15 protein-coding genes are annotated in these 16055 nt (G+C 63.8%); 8 read left to right on the top strand and 7 right to left on the bottom strand.

Going from position 1 to position 16055, the window contains the following annotated elements; translation table 11 throughout:
• Positions 1-78: 78 nt before the first annotated feature.
• The 4 genes from ABIB73_RS22300 to ABIB73_RS22285 are packed head-to-tail and all read right to left on the bottom strand — an operon-like array spanning position 79 to position 3659.
• Positions 79-918: an ABC transporter ATP-binding protein gene (locus tag ABIB73_RS22300; protein WP_502918450.1), complete on the bottom strand. Its 840-nt coding sequence runs from the start codon at positions 916-918 to the stop codon at positions 79-81.
• Positions 872-1630 (bottom strand): ABC transporter ATP-binding protein, encoded by a 759-nt coding sequence (locus tag ABIB73_RS22295; RefSeq protein WP_354227343.1) that lies wholly within the window; start codon positions 1628-1630, stop codon positions 872-874. The genes ABIB73_RS22300 and ABIB73_RS22295 overlap by 47 nt, the downstream gene beginning before the upstream one ends.
• Complete coding sequence (locus tag ABIB73_RS22290; RefSeq protein ID WP_354227341.1) at positions 1627-2778, bottom strand: branched-chain amino acid ABC transporter permease; 1152 nt, start codon at positions 2776-2778, stop codon at positions 1627-1629. The genes ABIB73_RS22295 and ABIB73_RS22290 overlap by 4 nt, the downstream gene beginning before the upstream one ends.
• Positions 2779-2783: 5 nt before the next feature.
• Positions 2784-3659 (bottom strand): branched-chain amino acid ABC transporter permease, encoded by an 876-nt coding sequence (locus ABIB73_RS22285; protein ID WP_354227339.1) that lies wholly within the window; start codon positions 3657-3659, stop codon positions 2784-2786.
• A 263-nt stretch (positions 3660-3922) separates the two neighbouring features.
• Between ABIB73_RS22285 and ABIB73_RS22280 the strand changes: the two genes are divergently transcribed.
• From ABIB73_RS22280 to ABIB73_RS22255, 6 genes are all read left to right on the top strand, one after another.
• On the top strand, positions 3923-4672 hold the full coding sequence (locus ABIB73_RS22280; RefSeq protein WP_354227393.1) for an ABC transporter ATP-binding protein: 750 nt from the start codon (positions 3923-3925) through the stop codon (positions 4670-4672).
• Positions 4669-6195, top strand: a complete 1527-nt coding sequence (locus ABIB73_RS22275; protein WP_354227337.1) for a permease — start codon at positions 4669-4671, stop codon at positions 6193-6195. The genes ABIB73_RS22280 and ABIB73_RS22275 overlap by 4 nt, the downstream gene beginning before the upstream one ends.
• A 105-nt stretch (positions 6196-6300) precedes the next feature.
• Complete coding sequence (locus ABIB73_RS22270) at positions 6301-7113, top strand: MBL fold metallo-hydrolase (RefSeq protein WP_354227335.1); 813 nt, start codon at positions 6301-6303, stop codon at positions 7111-7113.
• 73 nt (positions 7114-7186) lie between these two features.
• Positions 7187-8131 carry an EamA family transporter gene (locus ABIB73_RS22265; RefSeq protein WP_354227334.1) on the top strand — a complete coding sequence of 315 codons (945 nt, stop codon included), beginning with the start codon at positions 7187-7189 and terminating at the stop codon, positions 8129-8131.
• A gap of 74 nt (positions 8132-8205) precedes the next feature.
• Positions 8206-8727 carry a hypothetical protein gene (locus ABIB73_RS22260; RefSeq protein WP_354227332.1) on the top strand — a complete coding sequence of 174 codons (522 nt, stop codon included), beginning with the start codon at positions 8206-8208 and terminating at the stop codon, positions 8725-8727.
• Between the two features lie 113 nt (positions 8728-8840).
• Positions 8841-9893, top strand: coding sequence for an amidohydrolase family protein (locus tag ABIB73_RS22255; RefSeq protein ID WP_354227330.1), 1053 nt, complete (start codon positions 8841-8843; stop codon positions 9891-9893).
• A gap of 74 nt (positions 9894-9967) precedes the next feature.
• Here the strand turns inward: ABIB73_RS22255 and ABIB73_RS22250 are convergent, their stop codons facing one another.
• The 3 genes from ABIB73_RS22250 to pcaB form a co-directional block, all read right to left on the bottom strand.
• A complete protein-coding gene (locus ABIB73_RS22250) occupies positions 9968-10423 on the bottom strand; it encodes a cupin domain-containing protein (protein ID WP_354227328.1) in 456 nt (151 codons plus the stop codon).
• A 339-nt stretch (positions 10424-10762) separates the two neighbouring features.
• Positions 10763-12019 (bottom strand): aminopeptidase, encoded by a 1257-nt coding sequence (locus ABIB73_RS22245; protein ID WP_354227326.1) that lies wholly within the window; start codon positions 12017-12019, stop codon positions 10763-10765.
• Positions 12020-12132: 113 nt separating this feature from the next.
• Entirely contained in the window at positions 12133-13494 is a 1362-nt protein-coding gene (gene pcaB, locus ABIB73_RS22240) for a 3-carboxy-cis,cis-muconate cycloisomerase (protein ID WP_354227324.1), read from the bottom strand.
• Positions 13495-13843: 349 nt separating this feature from the next.
• Between pcaB and ABIB73_RS22235 the strand changes: the two genes are divergently transcribed.
• Positions 13844-14251, top strand: coding sequence for a BA14K family protein (locus ABIB73_RS22235; protein ID WP_354227322.1), 408 nt, complete (start codon positions 13844-13846; stop codon positions 14249-14251).
• 221 nt (positions 14252-14472) lie between these two features.
• The gene (locus ABIB73_RS22230; protein ID WP_354227320.1) at positions 14473-16029 is read left to right on the top strand and encodes a winged helix-turn-helix domain-containing tetratricopeptide repeat protein; all 1557 of its coding nucleotides are present in this window, start codon (positions 14473-14475) and stop codon (positions 16027-16029) included.
• The last annotated feature ends 26 nt before the right edge of the window (positions 16030-16055 follow it).

Raw genomic sequence — 16055 nt, 5'->3', positions numbered from 1 at the left:
CGCTTTCCCCTCCGCTGCCTGCCTTACCGGCGGTCTATATTGACGGATGGGCCGGTTCATTTAACGCCAAGTTTTGCTCTAACGCCAAGTTTTCTTCTTTTTCCAGCGCCGCTCGCCTCGCGCGCCCTGTTCCTTGGCGCCAAGGTAGAATTCCTGGATGTCCTGGGAATGCATCAAGCGGTCGCAGCTGTCGTTCATCACGATACGACCGATCTCCAGCACGTAACCGTAGTGCGCCGTCTCCAGCGCCACCCTGGCGTTCTGTTCGACCAGCAGGATCGACATGCCTTGCTCCTCGTTGACGCGGCGGATGATGGTGAAGATCTCCCTCACCAGGATCGGCGACAGGCCGAGCGAGGGCTCGTCGAGCAGTAAGAGCGCCGGCCGGTTCATCAGCGCGCGTCCGATCGCGAGCATCTGCTGCTCGCCACCGGAGAGCTGGCCGGCCGGCTGGTTGATCCGCTCCTTGAGCCGCGGGAAATAACCGTAGACGCGCTCGAGATCCTCCGCGACACCGTCGCGATCGCGGCGCGGATAGGCGCCCATCATCAGGTTCTCGCGTACGGAGAGGAACGGGAACACCTCGCGGCCTTCCGGCACATGGCTGAGGCCCAGCCGTACGATCCTGTCGGCCTCCATGCGCTGGATCGGCTTGCCCATGAATTCGATCGATCCTTTTTGCGGATCGAGAATGCCCGAGATGGTCTTCAGCACCGTGGTCTTGCCGGCGCCGTTGGCGCCCAACAGCGTGACGATGCGGCCGCGCGGCACCTCCAGCGAGATGCCGCGGATCGCCATGATCGGTCCGTAATAGCTCTCGATGTTGGAGAGCTTCAGGATGATGTCTGATGTCGCCGCGGCATCCATCGCATCAGGCTCCCAGATACGCAGCGACGACGTCGGGATGCTGCTGTACATCAGTGGGCGAGCCCATCGCCAGCACGCGGCCGTAGTTCAGCGCGATGACGCGATCGGAGACCCGGTTGACCAGCGACATGTCGTGCTCGACCATCAGCACGGTGACGCCGAGCTCGCTCTTCATGTCGCGGATCCAGAACGACATGTCGTCGGTCTCCTCGACGTTGAGCCCGGAGGATGGCTCGTCGAGCAGGATCAGCTTCGGCTCCGAGCACAGCGCGCGCGCGAGCTCGATCACCTTGCGCACGCCGTAAGGTAGGCCTGAGATCAGCTTGTCGCGGTAGGGCTCGAGATCGAGGAATTCGATAACCTGCTCCACCCGGCGGCGATGCAGCTTCTCGTTGGCCCGCACGCTCGGCAGGAACAAGATCTCCTGCCAGAGCTGCGTGGTCGAATGCCGGTGGCGTCCGACCAGCAAATTCGAGAGCACAGTCGCATTCTCGAACAGCTCGATGTTCTGGAAGGTGCGGGCGATGCCGAGCCTGGCGATATCGTAGGGCGGCTGCTCCGTGATGTCCTGGTCCTCGAAGAAGATACGGCCCGAGGTCGGCCGGTAGATCCGCGAGATCAGGTTGAAGATCGAGCTCTTGCCGGCGCCGTTCGGACCGATGATCGACAGGATTTCGCCCTTCTCCACCGCGAACGACACCGCATCGACGGCCTTGAGGCCTCCGAAATGCAGCGACAGGTTCTCGGCGCGGAAATAGCTCATCGGTTCCGCTCCGACTTCACATAGATCTTCTGCCGCTTGAAGGTGGCGCGCTTGTAGAGCGGAAAGAGCTGGAAGAAGAGTTTTATCTTCAGCCAGCGGCCGTAGAGCCCGAGCGGCTCGAACAGCACGAACAGCACGATGATGATGCCGTAGATCGCGCCCTTCAGCCCGTTGAGCGAGGCGAAAGCCGCGACCTTCGACTGGACGTTGGCGGCACCCTGCGTGCCGGCGCCAAATGTCGCGGCAACGCCGGCGATGATGCCGGGCATGTCGTCCTTCAGGTACGTCAGGAACGGATCGATCATCACGATGAAGATCGCGCCCAGCACGGCGCCGTGCAGGCTGAACGTGCCGCCGATCAGGATCACGATGATGAACTCGATCGAGAGCTGGAGCGTGAACATCTCCGGCGAGATGAAGGAGAGCTTGTGAGCGAACAGCACGCCGGCAAAGCCGGTGATCGCCGCCGAGATCGCAAAGGACTTTACCTTGTAGAGCGCCACATTGACGCCCATGCTGCGTGCCGCCGTCTCACTGTCGCGGATCGCAACGAAGGCGCGCCCGGTCGGCGAGCGCAACAGATTGAGCGTGCCGACGATGGTCAGCACCAGCACGGCGAGGCAGAGGAAATAGAAGGTCGGACTGTCGCGCGAGACTGTAACCCCGAGCAGCGACAGCGCCTTGATCCGCATGCCCTCATTGCCATTGGTGACGCTTTCCCAGCGCGCCAGGATCTCCTCGACGATGAAGGCGAAGGAGATGGTGGCGATGACGAGATAGATGCCCTGGAGCCGCAGCGCTGGAAAGCCGACCAGCGCGCCAATCAGGCCGGTCAGGGCGCCTGCGGCGAGGAAATAGACCGGGAACGGCACACCATATTTCTGGAGGTAGGCTCCCGTGTAGGCCCCGATCGCAAGGAACGCGGCGTGCCCGAGTGAGGCCTGCCCGGTGAAACCGGTCAGGATCAGCAGCGCCACGCCGACGGTCGCATAGATGCAGACGAACACGAGCTGGCTCATCAGATAGCTGGAAAGCACGTAGGGTGCGATCAGCAGCACCGCGAGCAGCAAGCCATAGGAGACGACGTAGCCTGAGTGGGGAAACAGCCTGATGTCGTCCTCATAATCGGTCTTGAACAGGAAGCGCATGGCGTTCAGACCTTCTTGCGGACGTGAAGGCCGAACAGGCCTTCGGGCTTGAGCAGGAGCACGGCTAGCAGCACGACATAGGGCGCGACGTCCTTCCAGCCCTCGGGCAGATAGAAGCCGGCCATGCTCTCGATCACGCCGATCAGCACGCCGCCGACGACCGCGCCGGGAATCGAACCGAAACCGCCGAGCACGGCGGCCGGAAACGCCTTCAGCCCGAGCACGAGGCCGACATTGGAATGGATGAAGGTGATCGGCGCCAGCAGCACGGCGGCGCAGGTCGCGACCGCCGCGCTGATCGCCCAGACGATCGACACCACACGCTTGACCGGGATGCCCATGTAATAGGCCGCCAGCATGTTCTCGGAGCTGGCGCGCATCGCGGTGCCGAGCGTGGTCTTGTTGAAGAAGAGATAGAGCAGCGCGCACAGGATGACGGTCGCCGCGATCACCGACAACTTGTCATGGGCGAGCACCAGCGAGCCGATGCGCAGCACGCCCTGGCTGAAGGGCGTGTCGATCTTGAAATCGTCGGTGCCCCAGATCATGCCGGCAACCGAGCGCAGGAAGTAGCCGAGCCCGATCGTCGCCATGATGATGGAGAATTGCGGATAGCCGAGGATCGGTCGCACCACGATGCGTTCCGCCAGCATGCCGAACAGCGCCATCGCGGCCACCGCACCGGCAAATCCGACCCAGTAGTTCAGGCCCATCATGCCAATGAAGGTGAAGGCGAAGAAGCCGCCCAGCATCATCAGGTCGCCCTGGGCGAAATTGACGACCTCGGTAGCCTTGTAGACGAGCACGAAGCCGAGCGCGATCAGGCCGTAGACGCAGCCGAGCGCAACACCGCTGACCAGCTGCTGAACGAAATCCAGCATCGCCGCGCTTCCTCCCGATGCAACCAGCGGTTCTTGACGACCGCCTTGCCGCATCTTGTGTCCAGCCGCTACGCAGTCGTTTCGCCGCGTTAGCGCCATTTGTCCCGGCGCCAATTCAGCCTGAACCGCCTAGCGCTGTCAACAAACGGTGACTTGCCTTTAGTCCAAGGCGGATGCCGGAATTTGCGGCAGCGCGATTCACCGTGCCGAAACATCTTCGGGTCATGGTCGCGAGCAATGCAAAACCGGATGGTGTGGCCGTCATGAAGCCCGACAGCTCGGCGCTCGAAGTCTTGGGGTTAACGAAGCGTTTTGACCGTTTGGCGGTCGATAGCCTCGATCTCACCATTCACGCTGGTGAATTCTACGCCCTCGTCGGCCCCAACGGCGCCGGCAAGACCACCACCCTGCGCATGGTCGCGGGCCTGCTGCGGCCCGATGCCGGCGGCGTCTCGATCTTCGGCATCGACGCGCTCGAAAATCCCGTCGCCGCCAAGCAGGTGATGGCGTGGGTCTCCGACGAGCCGATGATCTACGACAAGCTGACGCCGCTCGAATATCTCGAATTCGTTGCAGGGCTCTGGGGCATCGCGCCGTCCGTCTCGGAACCGGTCGCGCAGGAGCTGCTGAGCTCGCTCGGGCTCGAACCGCACCGCCACGAGCGCTGCGACGGCTTTTCCAAGGGCATGCGCCAGAAGGTGGCACTCGCCGGCGCGCTGGTGCACGATCCCCGCCTCATCATCCTCGACGAGCCGCTGACCGGGCTCGATGCCGTGTCCGCCCGCCATGTGAAGGGGCTGCTCGCCGAGCGCGTCCGCGCCGGTTGCACCGTCATCATGACCACGCATATTCTGGAGGTCGCCGAGCGCATGGCCGACCGCATCGGCGTAATCGCATCGGGCCGTCTTGTCGCCGAAGGCACGCTCACCGAGCTGCGCCAGCAGAATGGACATGCCGACACCAGTCTGGAAGATCTCTTCATCGCGCTGGTGACGCTCCAGGCCGCCGCATGAGCTCGGCGACTGCGCTCTCCTGGTTTGCCCGCCACGAGCTCCGGCTCGCCTGGCGCGAATGGTTTGCCATGATGACCGGCGGCCGGCGCCGGCGAACGCGCGTCGCCGTGATCGGCCTGCTCTTCTTCGCAGCGCTCCTGCACGTGCCGGCCTGGGCGGTGATAGGCCGCTTCGCCAATCTGCAACTTCCGCTCGACAAATCCTCGCTAATCGTGATCTCGGCGACGATTTTCCTGGCCTGGACGCTGATGCTCTCGCAGGCGATCGAATCGGTGACGCGGGTGTTTTACGCCCGTGCCGATCTCGATCTGATCATGTCCTCGCCGGCGACGCTGGCCAATCTGTTCTCGGTCCGCATCGCCGCAATCGCGCTCACCGTCACGACGATGGCGCTGTTGTTCTCGACGCCTTTCATCGACGTGCTGGTGATCGGCGGCGGCGCGCGGTGGCTCGCCGCCATCGGCGTCGTCGTCGCGATGGGCCTGTCGGCCGCGGCCGTCGCGATTGCCGTCACCATCCTCCTGTTCCGCGTGATCGGCCCGGCACGGACGCGCTTCGTCGCCCAGATCCTGGCCGCAATCATCGGTGCGGGTTTTGTCATCGCGCTCCAGGTCGCGGCGATCATCTCCTATGGCACGCTGTCGCGCTTCACCATCCTGACCTCCGGCACCGTGGCCGCCTACGCACCTGATGCCGACAGCATCTGGTGGTGGCCCGCGCGCGCAACCATGGGTGACAGCGAGGCGCTGCTGCTTCTGTTGGCGCTTGGGCTAGTGCTGCTTGGAAGCGTGATGGCGATGTTCTCGGGCCGCTTCGCCGATACCGCGATCGAAGCCGCCGCCTACGGCGCGTCCGGCCGCCGACGCGCGAAGGAGCGTCCGTTCCGCGGCGGATCGCGGCAGCAGGCGCTGCGGCGCAAGGAATTCATACTCCTATGGCGCGATCCCTGGCTGATCTCGCAGACCCTGATGCAGCTGCTCTATCTGGTGCCGCCGGCACTGCTGCTCTGGCGTAGCTTTGCCGACAGCTCCGCGGCGCTGACGCTGATCACGCCTGTCATCGTGATGGCGGCAGGACAGCTCGCAGGCGGACTCGCCTGGCTGACGATCTCGGGTGAGGATGCGCCCGATCTGGTTGCGACTGCGCCACTGACGCCGTCCAGCGTCATCCGCGCCAAGATCGAGGTGGTGCTGATCGCGATCGCCGTCATCTTCAGCCCGCTGGTCGCGGCGCTGGCCTTCGCCTCGCCGTTCCAGACCGCGATCACCGCAGCCGCAATCATCATCAGCGCGGCTTCCGCCACCGCGATCCAGCTCTGGTTTCGGATTCAGGCCCGGCGCAGCCAATTCCGCCGCCGCCAGACCTCGTCGCGACTTGCGACCTTTGCCGAGGCCTTCTCCTCGATCGGCTGGGCCGCCACCGCCGCGCTGCTGCTCGCGCTCCCGATCGCCGGCCTCATCAGCGGCCTGATCACCGCGGGCCTTATTGCGGTCACCTGGAAGTTCAGCCCAAGGCGCGAATAAAAGGCGGGAGTGAGGGGTGCAACACTGACGCGCTGTTGATCGCGTCCTGTTGGCCACGCGCCGCATTGCACGCTAGACTTTCCCCTGAAGTCATCGGGGACGGATATGTGGCGACTTGTTTCGGCGGCTCTGGCGCTGTTCGGCGCAACTCTCTCGCCTGCCCTCGCCCAGCAGCCGCCGCGCAGCGAATGCCTGGCAATGGCCAATGCTGCGCCCCGCGCCATGCCGGTCGCGTTCCGGCAAGTGGCGGCAACGGCCGAAGTCGAGATCACCTACGCCGGCCATTCCACCTATTTCATCGACACGCCGGGCGGCCTGCGCATCGCGACCGATTATAGCGGCGCCTATCAGGTCGGCCGGCTGCCCGATGTCGTCACCATGAACCGGGCTCACAGCACGCATTACACCTTATTTCCCGACAAGCGGATTCCTCATGTGCTGCATGGCTGGGGCGAGGACGGTAAGCCGGCGGTGGTCTCGGAACGGATCGGCGACACCTTCATCCGCAACGTCACCACCGACATCCGCCGCTATTTCGGCGACGATTCCGGCGCCGACATGATCCGTGACGGCAATTCGATCTTCATCTTCGAGGTCGCGGGGCTCTGCATCGGCCATCTCGGCCATCTCCACCACAAGCTCGACGACAGCCATTTCGCCGAGATCGGCCGGCTCGATATCGTGATGGTGCCGATCGACGGCACCTACACCATGTCGCTCGACGGCGTCTCGGAGATCACCAAGCGGCTGCGCGCCTCGGTGGTGCTGCCGATGCACCGCTTCGCCACCCCGCTCGACGATTTCATGCGCCGGATCGGTCAGCAGTTCGAGATCGACCGGCGCACCGAGCGTTCCTTGCGGATATCACGGGACACGTTGCCGTCGACGCCGACTGTGATCATCCTCGAGGGGGTGTGACCCGGGGCGAGACCGGAACCCACGAGCCTCCGGAGACTTGGTTGCTTCGATTGTCGTTTGGATCGAAGCAATCATGAGCAGAAGGTTCCTGGTCATTGGCTCGTTCGCGGCCATTTACCTGCTGTGGGGTTCCACCTACCTCGCAATCGCATTGGGCCTGAAATCCATTCCGCCATTTGTCCTAATGGCGCTTCGCTCTTTGTGCGGCGGCATCGTCTTGCTCGCCTTCAGCGGGCGAGAGATCGCGAGCGTCTCCTTCCAGACATGGTTGCAGGCGAGCCTGTGCGGATTGTTATTCTTCGTTGGCTGCCATGGCGTGCTCGCCTTTGCCCAGCAATCGGTTCCTTCGGGCGTGGCGGCCATCGTCCTGGCCACCATCCCGTTCTGGATCCTGCTGATCGATCTCATGTTCCCGACCGTCCGGCGCCCGACGTCCATTGCGTTAGTCGCGCTCGTGCCAGGCTTCTTCGGTGTCGGCCTGGTCGCGTGGCAAAACATCAAGCACGCCGGCATCAGCATTCTTCCTGTCATCTGGCTGCTCGCTTCGGCCCTGTCATGGTCGATCGGCACGGTGCTGTCGCGGCGGATGTCGAGCCAGGCGCCGGCGACGCTGCTTTCCGGCATGCAGCTGTCGATCGGCGGCGCCGTATTGTTCACGATCAGTTGGCTGATGGGTGAGTTCGATAGCTTCAGGCCCAACGATGCCTCGATGATTTCGATTGCAGCCGCGCTATGGCTGATCATCTCCGGCAGCGTGATCGGATTCACGGCCTATAACTGGCTGCTGGAGAACGTTTCAACATCGCTGGTGTCGACCTATACTTTCGTCAATCCGGTCATTGCGGTGATGCTCGGCACCGTCCTGCTCGGTGAGTCGTTTTCACGCGCCAGCCTGCTCGGCGCGGGCCTGGTCATCGTATCCGTCATCGCTATTTGGAGAGCCGAACAATCGAGCAGCCCTCGCGCACCCGAGGCAACAGACCGAGGCATGAGGCATTTGTCGTTGCACAAAACCTGACGGCAAGTGATGGCAATTTTTTCCAAGTCGGCAGTCGTTCAGTCGTGCTGATCTCCCTGCAACAGGAGATCGACATGACCGACTTTGAGAGATTGTTGCACGCTGATGGACCGAACCCCGAGCACGCGGCGGCGCTCCAGCTCTATGGCCGCTTCGTCGGCGATTGGGACGCCGAGATCACGGCCCATGGGGCTGACGGGACCAGGCACAGCGCGCCCGGCGAGATTCACTTCGGCTGGGTGCTGGAGGGCCGCGCCGTCCAGGACGTCTGGATCATTCCCCGCCCATTGGCCGGCCCGGCCTTTCCGATCGCCGGCAACTGGTACGGCACGACGGTGCGGGTCTACGATCCCTCCATTTCCGCTTGGCGGATCTCCTGGTTCGATCCCGGTCGCAGCATGTTCCGCCAGCAGATCGGCCGCCCACACGGCGAGGACATCGTGCAGGAAGGCACGACCGAATCCGGCGACCTGACGCGCTGGAGTTTTACCGAGATCACAGATGATTCCTTCCACTGGCTCGGCGAGGTCAAGCCGGCCGATGTGCCGGATTGGCGTCTGATGGTCGACGTGAGAGCGAAGCGGCGCAAGGGCTGACGACAGCGCCCGCTGTGCTCGCGATAGAGGGTGCGGTTGCGTAGCGCGCGCTGCTGCATGTGAGGACGAGGTGCTAGGCTCCCAGCACAAAAACCCAGAGGGAGCGAACGCCAATGGCTGCAAGCGGTCTGCCTGCCAACACGAGCGGGCTATTCGTGGAGCCGCGCGAGAATTGGCTCGCGCTGCGTCAAGAGGAGATCATCGATCCCTTGCGGCCGATCGTCGACCCCCATCATCATCTCTGGAATCGCGGCCATCGCTATCTCATCGAGGAGATAGCGGCCGACATCGCCTCCGGCCACAACATCATCGCTACCGTCTATGTCGACTGCCGCTCGATGTATCGCGCGCATGGGCCCGAGGCGTTCCGGCCGGTCGGCGAGGTCGAGTTCGCCAACGGCGTCGCAGCGATGAGCGCAAGCGGCGGCTACGGCAAGGCCGCGATCTGCGCCGGCATCGTCAGCCACGCAAATCTCCTGCTGGGCGATGCGGCTAAGCCGGTGCTGGAAGCCGAGATCGCCGCCGGAGGCGGCCGCTTCCGCGGCATCCGCCATTCCTCGGCCTGGGACGAGGATCCGGTCGTCGCCGGCATGTATGCAACCCGGCCGAAGGGGTTGTTGCAGGATCCAACCTTCCGTAAAGGCTTTGCCTGCCTGGCGCCGCTGAACCTCAGCTTCGACGCGTGGCTGTTTCATCCGCAGATCGGCGAGCTGACCGAGCTCGCGCGCGCCTTCCCCGACACCAAAATCGTGCTCGATCATTGCGGCGGGCCGGCCGGCGTCGGCCGGTTCGCAGGCCGGCGCGAAGAGGTGTTTCCGCAGTGGCGGGCCTCGATCCAGGAGATCGCGAAATGCGAGAACGTCGTGGTCAAGCTCGGCGGGCTCGCGATGTGCCTGCTCGGCTATGATTTCCATCTGCGCGCGAGGCCGCCATCATCCGAGGAGCTTGCCGCCGCATGGCGACCCTATATCGAGACCTGTATCGAGGCGTTCGGGCCGAAGCGCGCGATGTTCGAGAGTAATTTTCCGCCGGACAAGGGCCAGTGCAGCTATCAGGTGATCTTCAACGCCTTCAAGCGTATCGCCGCGCCGATGAGCGAGCCTGAGAAGACCGCGCTGTTCTCGCAGACCGCGACCGATGTCTACCGGCTCGAACTCGCCACATGACGCGAAAGAGGGGCCGGGATGTTGGTCCCGGCCCCTCTTCCGTCGTAGCCGCTGGGAAGCGTCCTTTGAAAAGACTAGCCGGCACCCATCAGGGTCGCAGGGCGGCGTTCGCCGGGCGAGAGGAAGATCCGCTTGAGCTTGTTGACAACGCGGACCATGAAGCCGATCAGCGCCGGGTTGGTCTTGCGGCAGAAGGCGATCTTCTTGACGTGGCCCTCGACATGCCATTTGGCGTGCGCGCCGTCGCGGAAGAAGATCACGTCGCCGACGCCATAGCGCTTCGGCGCCATGCCGTCGCTCTCGAGCACGATCGATCCTTCCAGGATCATGATGGTCTCGTCGAAATCATAATACCAGTTGAAGCGGCCTTCGGTGCAGGACCAGATGATGGTCGACGAGGTGCCGTCCGAGCTGGTCGACAGAATGTGCGAGCGGGACACCGGGTTACCCTCGATGATCCAGGCCGGCTCAATCGGCCGCAGCTCCAGGTCCACATCACAACTACCGGTTTCAATCAACGCGCGCGACATCTGGCTCCCCGGGGATAGAATTAAGTATGGCCGGGCCGGACCCGGATTGCTTCAAAAGGTGTTGGGAACGCTAGTGGCCGGTTTTTAATTCTTTGTTACGCAGGCCCCGACAATCAGCCGCAAGTTGCATCTGCGAGGCGGTTAACGTGGCGATTTGCCTGCAAATTCGCGCATATGAACCCATCTTTCCCGGGGTGCGACAAAATGCGCGACGTAACCAGGAAGGAGCTACGCCGATGCTGTCGCGCGGATGTCCACCTCGCCCAAGCGGGGAGAGGTGGAGCGCGTTCCTCGGCCCGCACCGACTCAATCAAGACTCATCGTAGCCAGTCGCAAGCGCTACTTCGCCCACTCGCCCTTGCGGAACACCGGCACCTTGTTGCCGTCGGCCAGAATGCCGTCGATGTCGGTCTCGGCCGAGCCGATCATCCAGTCGATATGGATCAGGCTCTGGTTGCCGCCTTGCGCGGCGATCTGCTGCGGCGTGAGCTGCGCGCCGTTGACGAAGCACTTCGAATAGCACTGGCCGAGCGCGATGTGCGAGGCCGCGTTCTCGTCGAACAGCGTGTTGTAGAACAACAGCCCGCTCTGCGAGATCGGCGAAGAATGCGGCACCAGCGCCACTTCGCCGAGACGCCGCGCGCCCTCGTCGGTGTCGAGTACCTTGTTCAGCACCTCCGCGCCGCGCGAGGCCTTTGCGTCGACGATCCTGCCGTCCTCGAAGCGCACCGCGATGTTGTCGATCAGCGTGCCCTGGTAGGACAGCGGCTTCGAGCTCACGACATGGCCATAAACGCGCCGGCAATGCGGCGTGGTGAAGACCTCTTCGGTCGGGATGTTGGCGTTGCAGCTGATGCCATTCTTGGACAGCGAGGCACCGCCTTCCCATTCGTGGCCGTCAGCGAGCCCGATGGTGAGGTCGATGCCCGGCCCATTGTATTGTAACGCGCGGAAACGCTGGCCGTTGAGCCAGTTGGTGCGCTCGCGCAGCACCGCATTGTGGCTCGCCCAGTTGCCCATCGCGTCGTCGCGGTCGACGCGGGACGCGGCGAAAATCGCATCCGCGAGCTTGCCGATCGCAACATCCTCGGGATCGTTGGGGAACACCTGCTTGGCCCAGGACAGGCTCGGATAGGCGATGATGTTCCAGTTGGTGTCGAAATTGACGATTTTTTCCAGCGCCGGCTGATAGGCCATCGAATTCGCCTTGCTGGCACGCGCGACCCTGGAAGGATCTTCACCCGACAACAGCATCGGATTGTCGCCGACGATGGCAAGCCGCGCGGTGTTGTCCGAGAACGCCTTCGCCATGCCCTCGTAGAGCCAGCCGGCGGCGCGATCAAAACTGTTGTCGTGGCCGTGGCGGTAGCGCGCCAGTGTCATCTCCTCGTCCGAAAGGATCGGTGTCACGATGCCGGCGCCGGCCTTGTAGGCGTGCACGGCGATTCGCCGCACCAGCGGCAGTGCGATCGCGGGCGCCGTCAAAAGAAGGTCCTGTCCCGGCCGCAAACCCAAACCCACCTTCACCGCCACCTCGGCCAGCCGGTCGAGCTTCACGGGATCGATGGAAGTGGCGGAATTGCGTTGCTCGGTCATGCCGGGTCCTCTGTCGAAAATCTCTCGTTCAATCTAAGTCTAGCATCGCGAGACACAAGTGTGCGAGCGTCTTGGAGCTTACGAAACATACGCAATTTCACGCATCTTGGTTTTCAACGCGTTGCCGATTTCAGCACCCGGTCGACCATGGCGGGCGCAAGGCCGAGGTAATTTTTCGGTGAAGTCAGCGCCTCGATCGTGGCACGGTCAATCCGGGTTGAGACGCGGGAATCGGACGAGAGCGCGTCGGCCAGCGTAAGGCCTTTCTCGTTGGCTATCCGGCAGGCGTCGTAGACCACATCATGCGCCTCCTGCCGGCCGATCTGCGGCGCGAGCCCCATCATAACCGCTTCGGCCACAATCAGACCACGACTAAGGGCGAGGTTGTCGTTCATCTTTTTCTCATCGACAATGAGGCCGGCGAGCGCGAACTTCGCCTGATGCAGCGCACCGGCGCTCAGCACGAAGCTTTCGGGGATCGCCATCCATTCGGCGTGCCAGGGACCGGTGGCGCGTTCGAAATCCTGCACCATCGCATCGAGCATCAGACCGGCGTGCTGGCGCACCGCCTTCGACGCCGCCAGCATCAGCTCCGAGGAGATCGGGTTGCGCTTCTGCGGCATGGTCGAGGAGGCGCCGCGGCCCTTGACGAAGGGCTCGTAGACCTCGGCGAATTCGGTCGAGGCCATGATCATGATGTCGAGCGCGATCTTGCCAAGCGAGCCGGTGACGAGCGCCAGGAAGTTAACGGCCTCCGCAAAACCGTCGCGTGCGACGTGCCAGGTCGAGACGGGAACGCCGAGCTTCAGCTCGGCACAGAGCGCTTCCTGCACCTCAAATCCCTTGTCGCCGAGCGAGGCCAGCGTGCCAGCCGCGCCGGCGAACTGGCCGACCAGCACGCGCGGCTTCAATTGCTTAAGCCGCTCGGCGTGGCGATCGAACATCGCGAGCCAGATCGCGGTCTTGTAGCCGAACGTCACCGGCAGCGCCTGCTGGAGATGGGTGCGGCCCGCCATCGGCGTGTCGCGATGGCGCTTGGAGAGATCGGCGAGGACTTTGCGCAGCTCGGCGATGTCGCGTTCGATGATCTCGAAGCCTGCGCGCAGTTGCAGCACCACGGCGGTGTCCATGATGTCCTGCGTGGTCGCGCCCCAATGCACGTAGCGGCCGGCGTCGCCGCATTGCTTCACCATCTGATGCACCAGCGGCAGGATCGGATAGCCGACGATGTCGGTCTCCTGCCGCAACAGGTCGAAATCGAACGCCGTCACGTCAGTCCGCGCCGCAATCTGATTGGCAGCCTGCTGCGGGATGACGCCGCATCTCGCCTCCGCCTTCGCCAGCGCCACCTCGACCTCGGCATAGCGCGCGACCTGCGCGACGTCGGAAAACACCTCCCGCATCTGCGGCGTGCCGAAGGCATCGCGGAACAGCATGGAGTCGAGCACGGTGGTGGCGGCGGGAAAGGCGGGCATGGAGCGTTTCTTCGGGGTTGGCGTTTTGTATAGTGACAGCTTACGCGGGCTACGCTGTTCGGCAATGGACATTCACAGTTCGTCACACATTCGATGGCGTACAAAAACTGCCTGTGCCGTCATTGCGGGGCGCGCCACTTGGCGCGAGCCCGGAATCCATTTCTCGGCATCACGCGCTGCACGATGGATTCCGGGCTCGCGCTTCGCGCGCCCCGGAACGACGAGCTGCGATGAGAACAACGAAAGTCCGCAGTCACGTTCCTGTCCAAATTTTAATTCAGCGCGCTTCTCGAGTTGCACTATCACTCGTCATGCGGCGCGAGAACCGCCGCATGACGAGGAGACCACAATGTTGAAATCGTTTCGCTTCGTTGCTCGAGCTTGTCTGCTTGCGGGACTATCGGCGACGACATTGACCGCAGCATCGGCCGCGCCGATCGGCCAGCCGCTCGCGATGACGCGGGCTGCGTCCGGCCAGATCGAACAGGTGCGCTGGTACGGGCATCGCGGCTGGGGCTGGGGCGGCGGCGCGTTCGTCGGCGGGCTCGCAGCCGGCGCACTGATCGGCGGCGCCGTCGCGGCGCCCTACTACTACGGCTCACCCTATTATTATGGGCCGGGCTATCCGCCGCCGCCGGTCGCCTATGGACCGCCGCCCGAAGGCGACGTTCAGTACTGCATGCAGCGCTACAAATCCTACAATCCGAACACGGGCACCTACCTCGGCAACGACGGCAGGCGCCATCCCTGCCCGTGATGAGCTGCCGCGGCATCGGCATGTGGCAGGCGGATGCCGCGACAATCTGACCGAAATCGCCACATTCTAATTCAGGTTGTATTCCTCCCCGCAAAGGGCATGGCAGCCATCCCGTGATTGCGATGAACCGGGCAGGCCTCCCGGCGGACTCACAGACTTCAGTCGAAATCCATTTTGATTTCATCATTGCCTGATGTCGTTGTGAGGTCTGAGTTTTCGACGTGCAGTTTCTGTTCCGGGATCACCTTCTTGATACCGACCGGCGCGAGCTGAGCCGCGAGCAGGTTCCCGTTGCCGTGGAACCGCAGGTCTTCGACCTCGTCGTCCACCTCATGGAAAACCGCGACCGCGTGGTCAGCAAGGACGAGCTGATCGACAAGATCTGGCACGGACGCAGCGTCTCCGAATCGACCCTGACCAGCCGGATCAATGCCGCCCGCAAGGCGGTCGGCGACAATGGCGCGAGCCAGGCCGTAATCCGGACCATCGCGCGCAAGGGCTTTCGCTTCGTCGGCGACGTCCAGACGCAGCTGCGCGCGGTCGCGCCAGAGCCCGGCCGTTTCGTCCAGACGCAGGCTGCGCTCGCGCTGCCCGACCGGCCCGCGATCGCCGTGCTGCCCTTCACCAATATGAGCGGCGACCGCGAACAGGATTATTTCTCGGACGGCATCAGCGAAGACATCATCACCGCGTTGTCGAAGCTGCGCTGGTTCTTCGTCGTCGCGCGCAACTCCTCCTTCGTCTACAAGGGCCGCGCCGTGCATATGCACGAGGTCGCGCGCGAGCTCGGCGTGCGCTACGTAGTCGAAGGCAGCGTGCGGCGGAGCGGTGAGCGCCTGCGCATCTCGGCGCAGCTCGACGACGTCGCGACCGGAAGCCATCTCTGGGCCGAGCGCTACGACCGCGACCTCGCCGACGTCTTCGCCGTGCAGGACGAGATCACCGAGGCGATCGTCGCCGCGATCGAGCCGCAGCTCTATGCCGCCGAGAGTTTTCGCGCGCAGCAGAAGCCGCCGGGCAGCTTGGACGCCTGGGATTTCCTGATGCGCGCGCTGTCGCATTACTGGCGTATCACGCGCGAGGACAATGCGGCAGCGCAAGCGCTGCTGGAAAAGGCGATCGCGATCGATCCCGCCTATGGCAAGGCACTGGGCCTGCTCGCGACCAGCCACATCTTCGGCGCGCATATGGGCTGGGCCGATATGACCGCGACCGTGCCGGTCGCCGAACGCGCAGCGCTTGCAGCGGTGGAGGCCGATCGCGAGGATGCCTGGGCCCATAACGGCCTCGGCTATAGCTACCTGTTCCGCCGCCGCTTCGACGATGCGCTGGCGGAGTTCGAGCTGGCGCTGAAACTCAATCCGAATTTCGCGATGGCGCACGCCTTCCTCGGCGTGACGTTGTGCTACGCGGGGCGATGGCAGGAGGGCGATGCGGCCGCCCGCCACGCGCTGCGGCTGAGCCCGCGCGACCCGCTCGCGGCGATCTACTGCGGCGTTGCGGGCTACGCCCAGTTCATCGGACACAATTACGAGGACGCCGTGCAAATGGCGCGCGAATCGATGCGGCAGCGCGGCGATTTCGTCGGGGCGCACCGCGTTCTGACGGCCGCCGCCGGCATGCTCGGCGATCCCGCCCTCGCCGCTTCCGCGCTGGAAGGCTTGCGCCGCACCCAGCCCGACATCTCGCTCGCCTGGATCACAAACGAACTGCCGATGTCACGGGACGAGGATCGCGAGCATTATCTGGAAGGATTCCGACGCGCGGGGATGAGGTGAGGAAGTTCGCCTCTCCCCGCAGGCGG

Source organism: Bradyrhizobium sp. F1.4.3 (genome assembly GCF_040548375.1).
Taxonomy (GTDB): Bacteria; Pseudomonadota; Alphaproteobacteria; order Rhizobiales; family Xanthobacteraceae; genus Bradyrhizobium.
The sequence above is the reverse complement of the archived record's forward strand: the minus strand, read 5'-3'. Positions and strand labels throughout refer to the sequence as shown.

Coding starts and splice junctions, on each gene's coding strand:
- ABIB73_RS22270 (WP_354227335.1), top strand. CDS start 6,301: ATGTGGCGACTTGTTTCGGCGGCTCTGGCGCTGTTCGGCGCAACTCTC.
- pcaB (WP_354227324.1), bottom strand. CDS start 13,494: ATGCCCGCCTTTCCCGCCGCCACCACCGTGCTCGACTCCATGCTGTTC.
- ABIB73_RS22250 (WP_354227328.1), bottom strand. CDS start 10,423: ATGTCGCGCGCGTTGATTGAAACCGGTAGTTGTGATGTGGACCTGGAG.
- ABIB73_RS22260 (WP_354227332.1), top strand. CDS start 8,206: ATGACCGACTTTGAGAGATTGTTGCACGCTGATGGACCGAACCCCGAG.
- ABIB73_RS22275 (WP_354227337.1), top strand. CDS start 4,669: ATGAGCTCGGCGACTGCGCTCTCCTGGTTTGCCCGCCACGAGCTCCGG.
- ABIB73_RS22285 (WP_354227339.1), bottom strand. CDS start 3,659: ATGCTGGATTTCGTTCAGCAGCTGGTCAGCGGTGTTGCGCTCGGCTGC.
- ABIB73_RS22265 (WP_354227334.1), top strand. CDS start 7,187: ATGAGCAGAAGGTTCCTGGTCATTGGCTCGTTCGCGGCCATTTACCTG.
- ABIB73_RS22290 (WP_354227341.1), bottom strand. CDS start 2,778: ATGCGCTTCCTGTTCAAGACCGATTATGAGGACGACATCAGGCTGTTT.
- ABIB73_RS22245 (WP_354227326.1), bottom strand. CDS start 12,019: ATGACCGAGCAACGCAATTCCGCCACTTCCATCGATCCCGTGAAGCTC.
- ABIB73_RS22235 (WP_354227322.1), top strand. CDS start 13,844: ATGTTGAAATCGTTTCGCTTCGTTGCTCGAGCTTGTCTGCTTGCGGGA.
- ABIB73_RS22300 (WP_502918450.1), bottom strand. CDS start 918: ATGTACAGCAGCATCCCGACGTCGTCGCTGCGTATCTGGGAGCCTGAT.
- ABIB73_RS22280 (WP_354227393.1), top strand. CDS start 3,923: ATGAAGCCCGACAGCTCGGCGCTCGAAGTCTTGGGGTTAACGAAGCGT.
- ABIB73_RS22295 (WP_354227343.1), bottom strand. CDS start 1,630: ATGAGCTATTTCCGCGCCGAGAACCTGTCGCTGCATTTCGGAGGCCTC.
- ABIB73_RS22255 (WP_354227330.1), top strand. CDS start 8,841: ATGGCTGCAAGCGGTCTGCCTGCCAACACGAGCGGGCTATTCGTGGAG.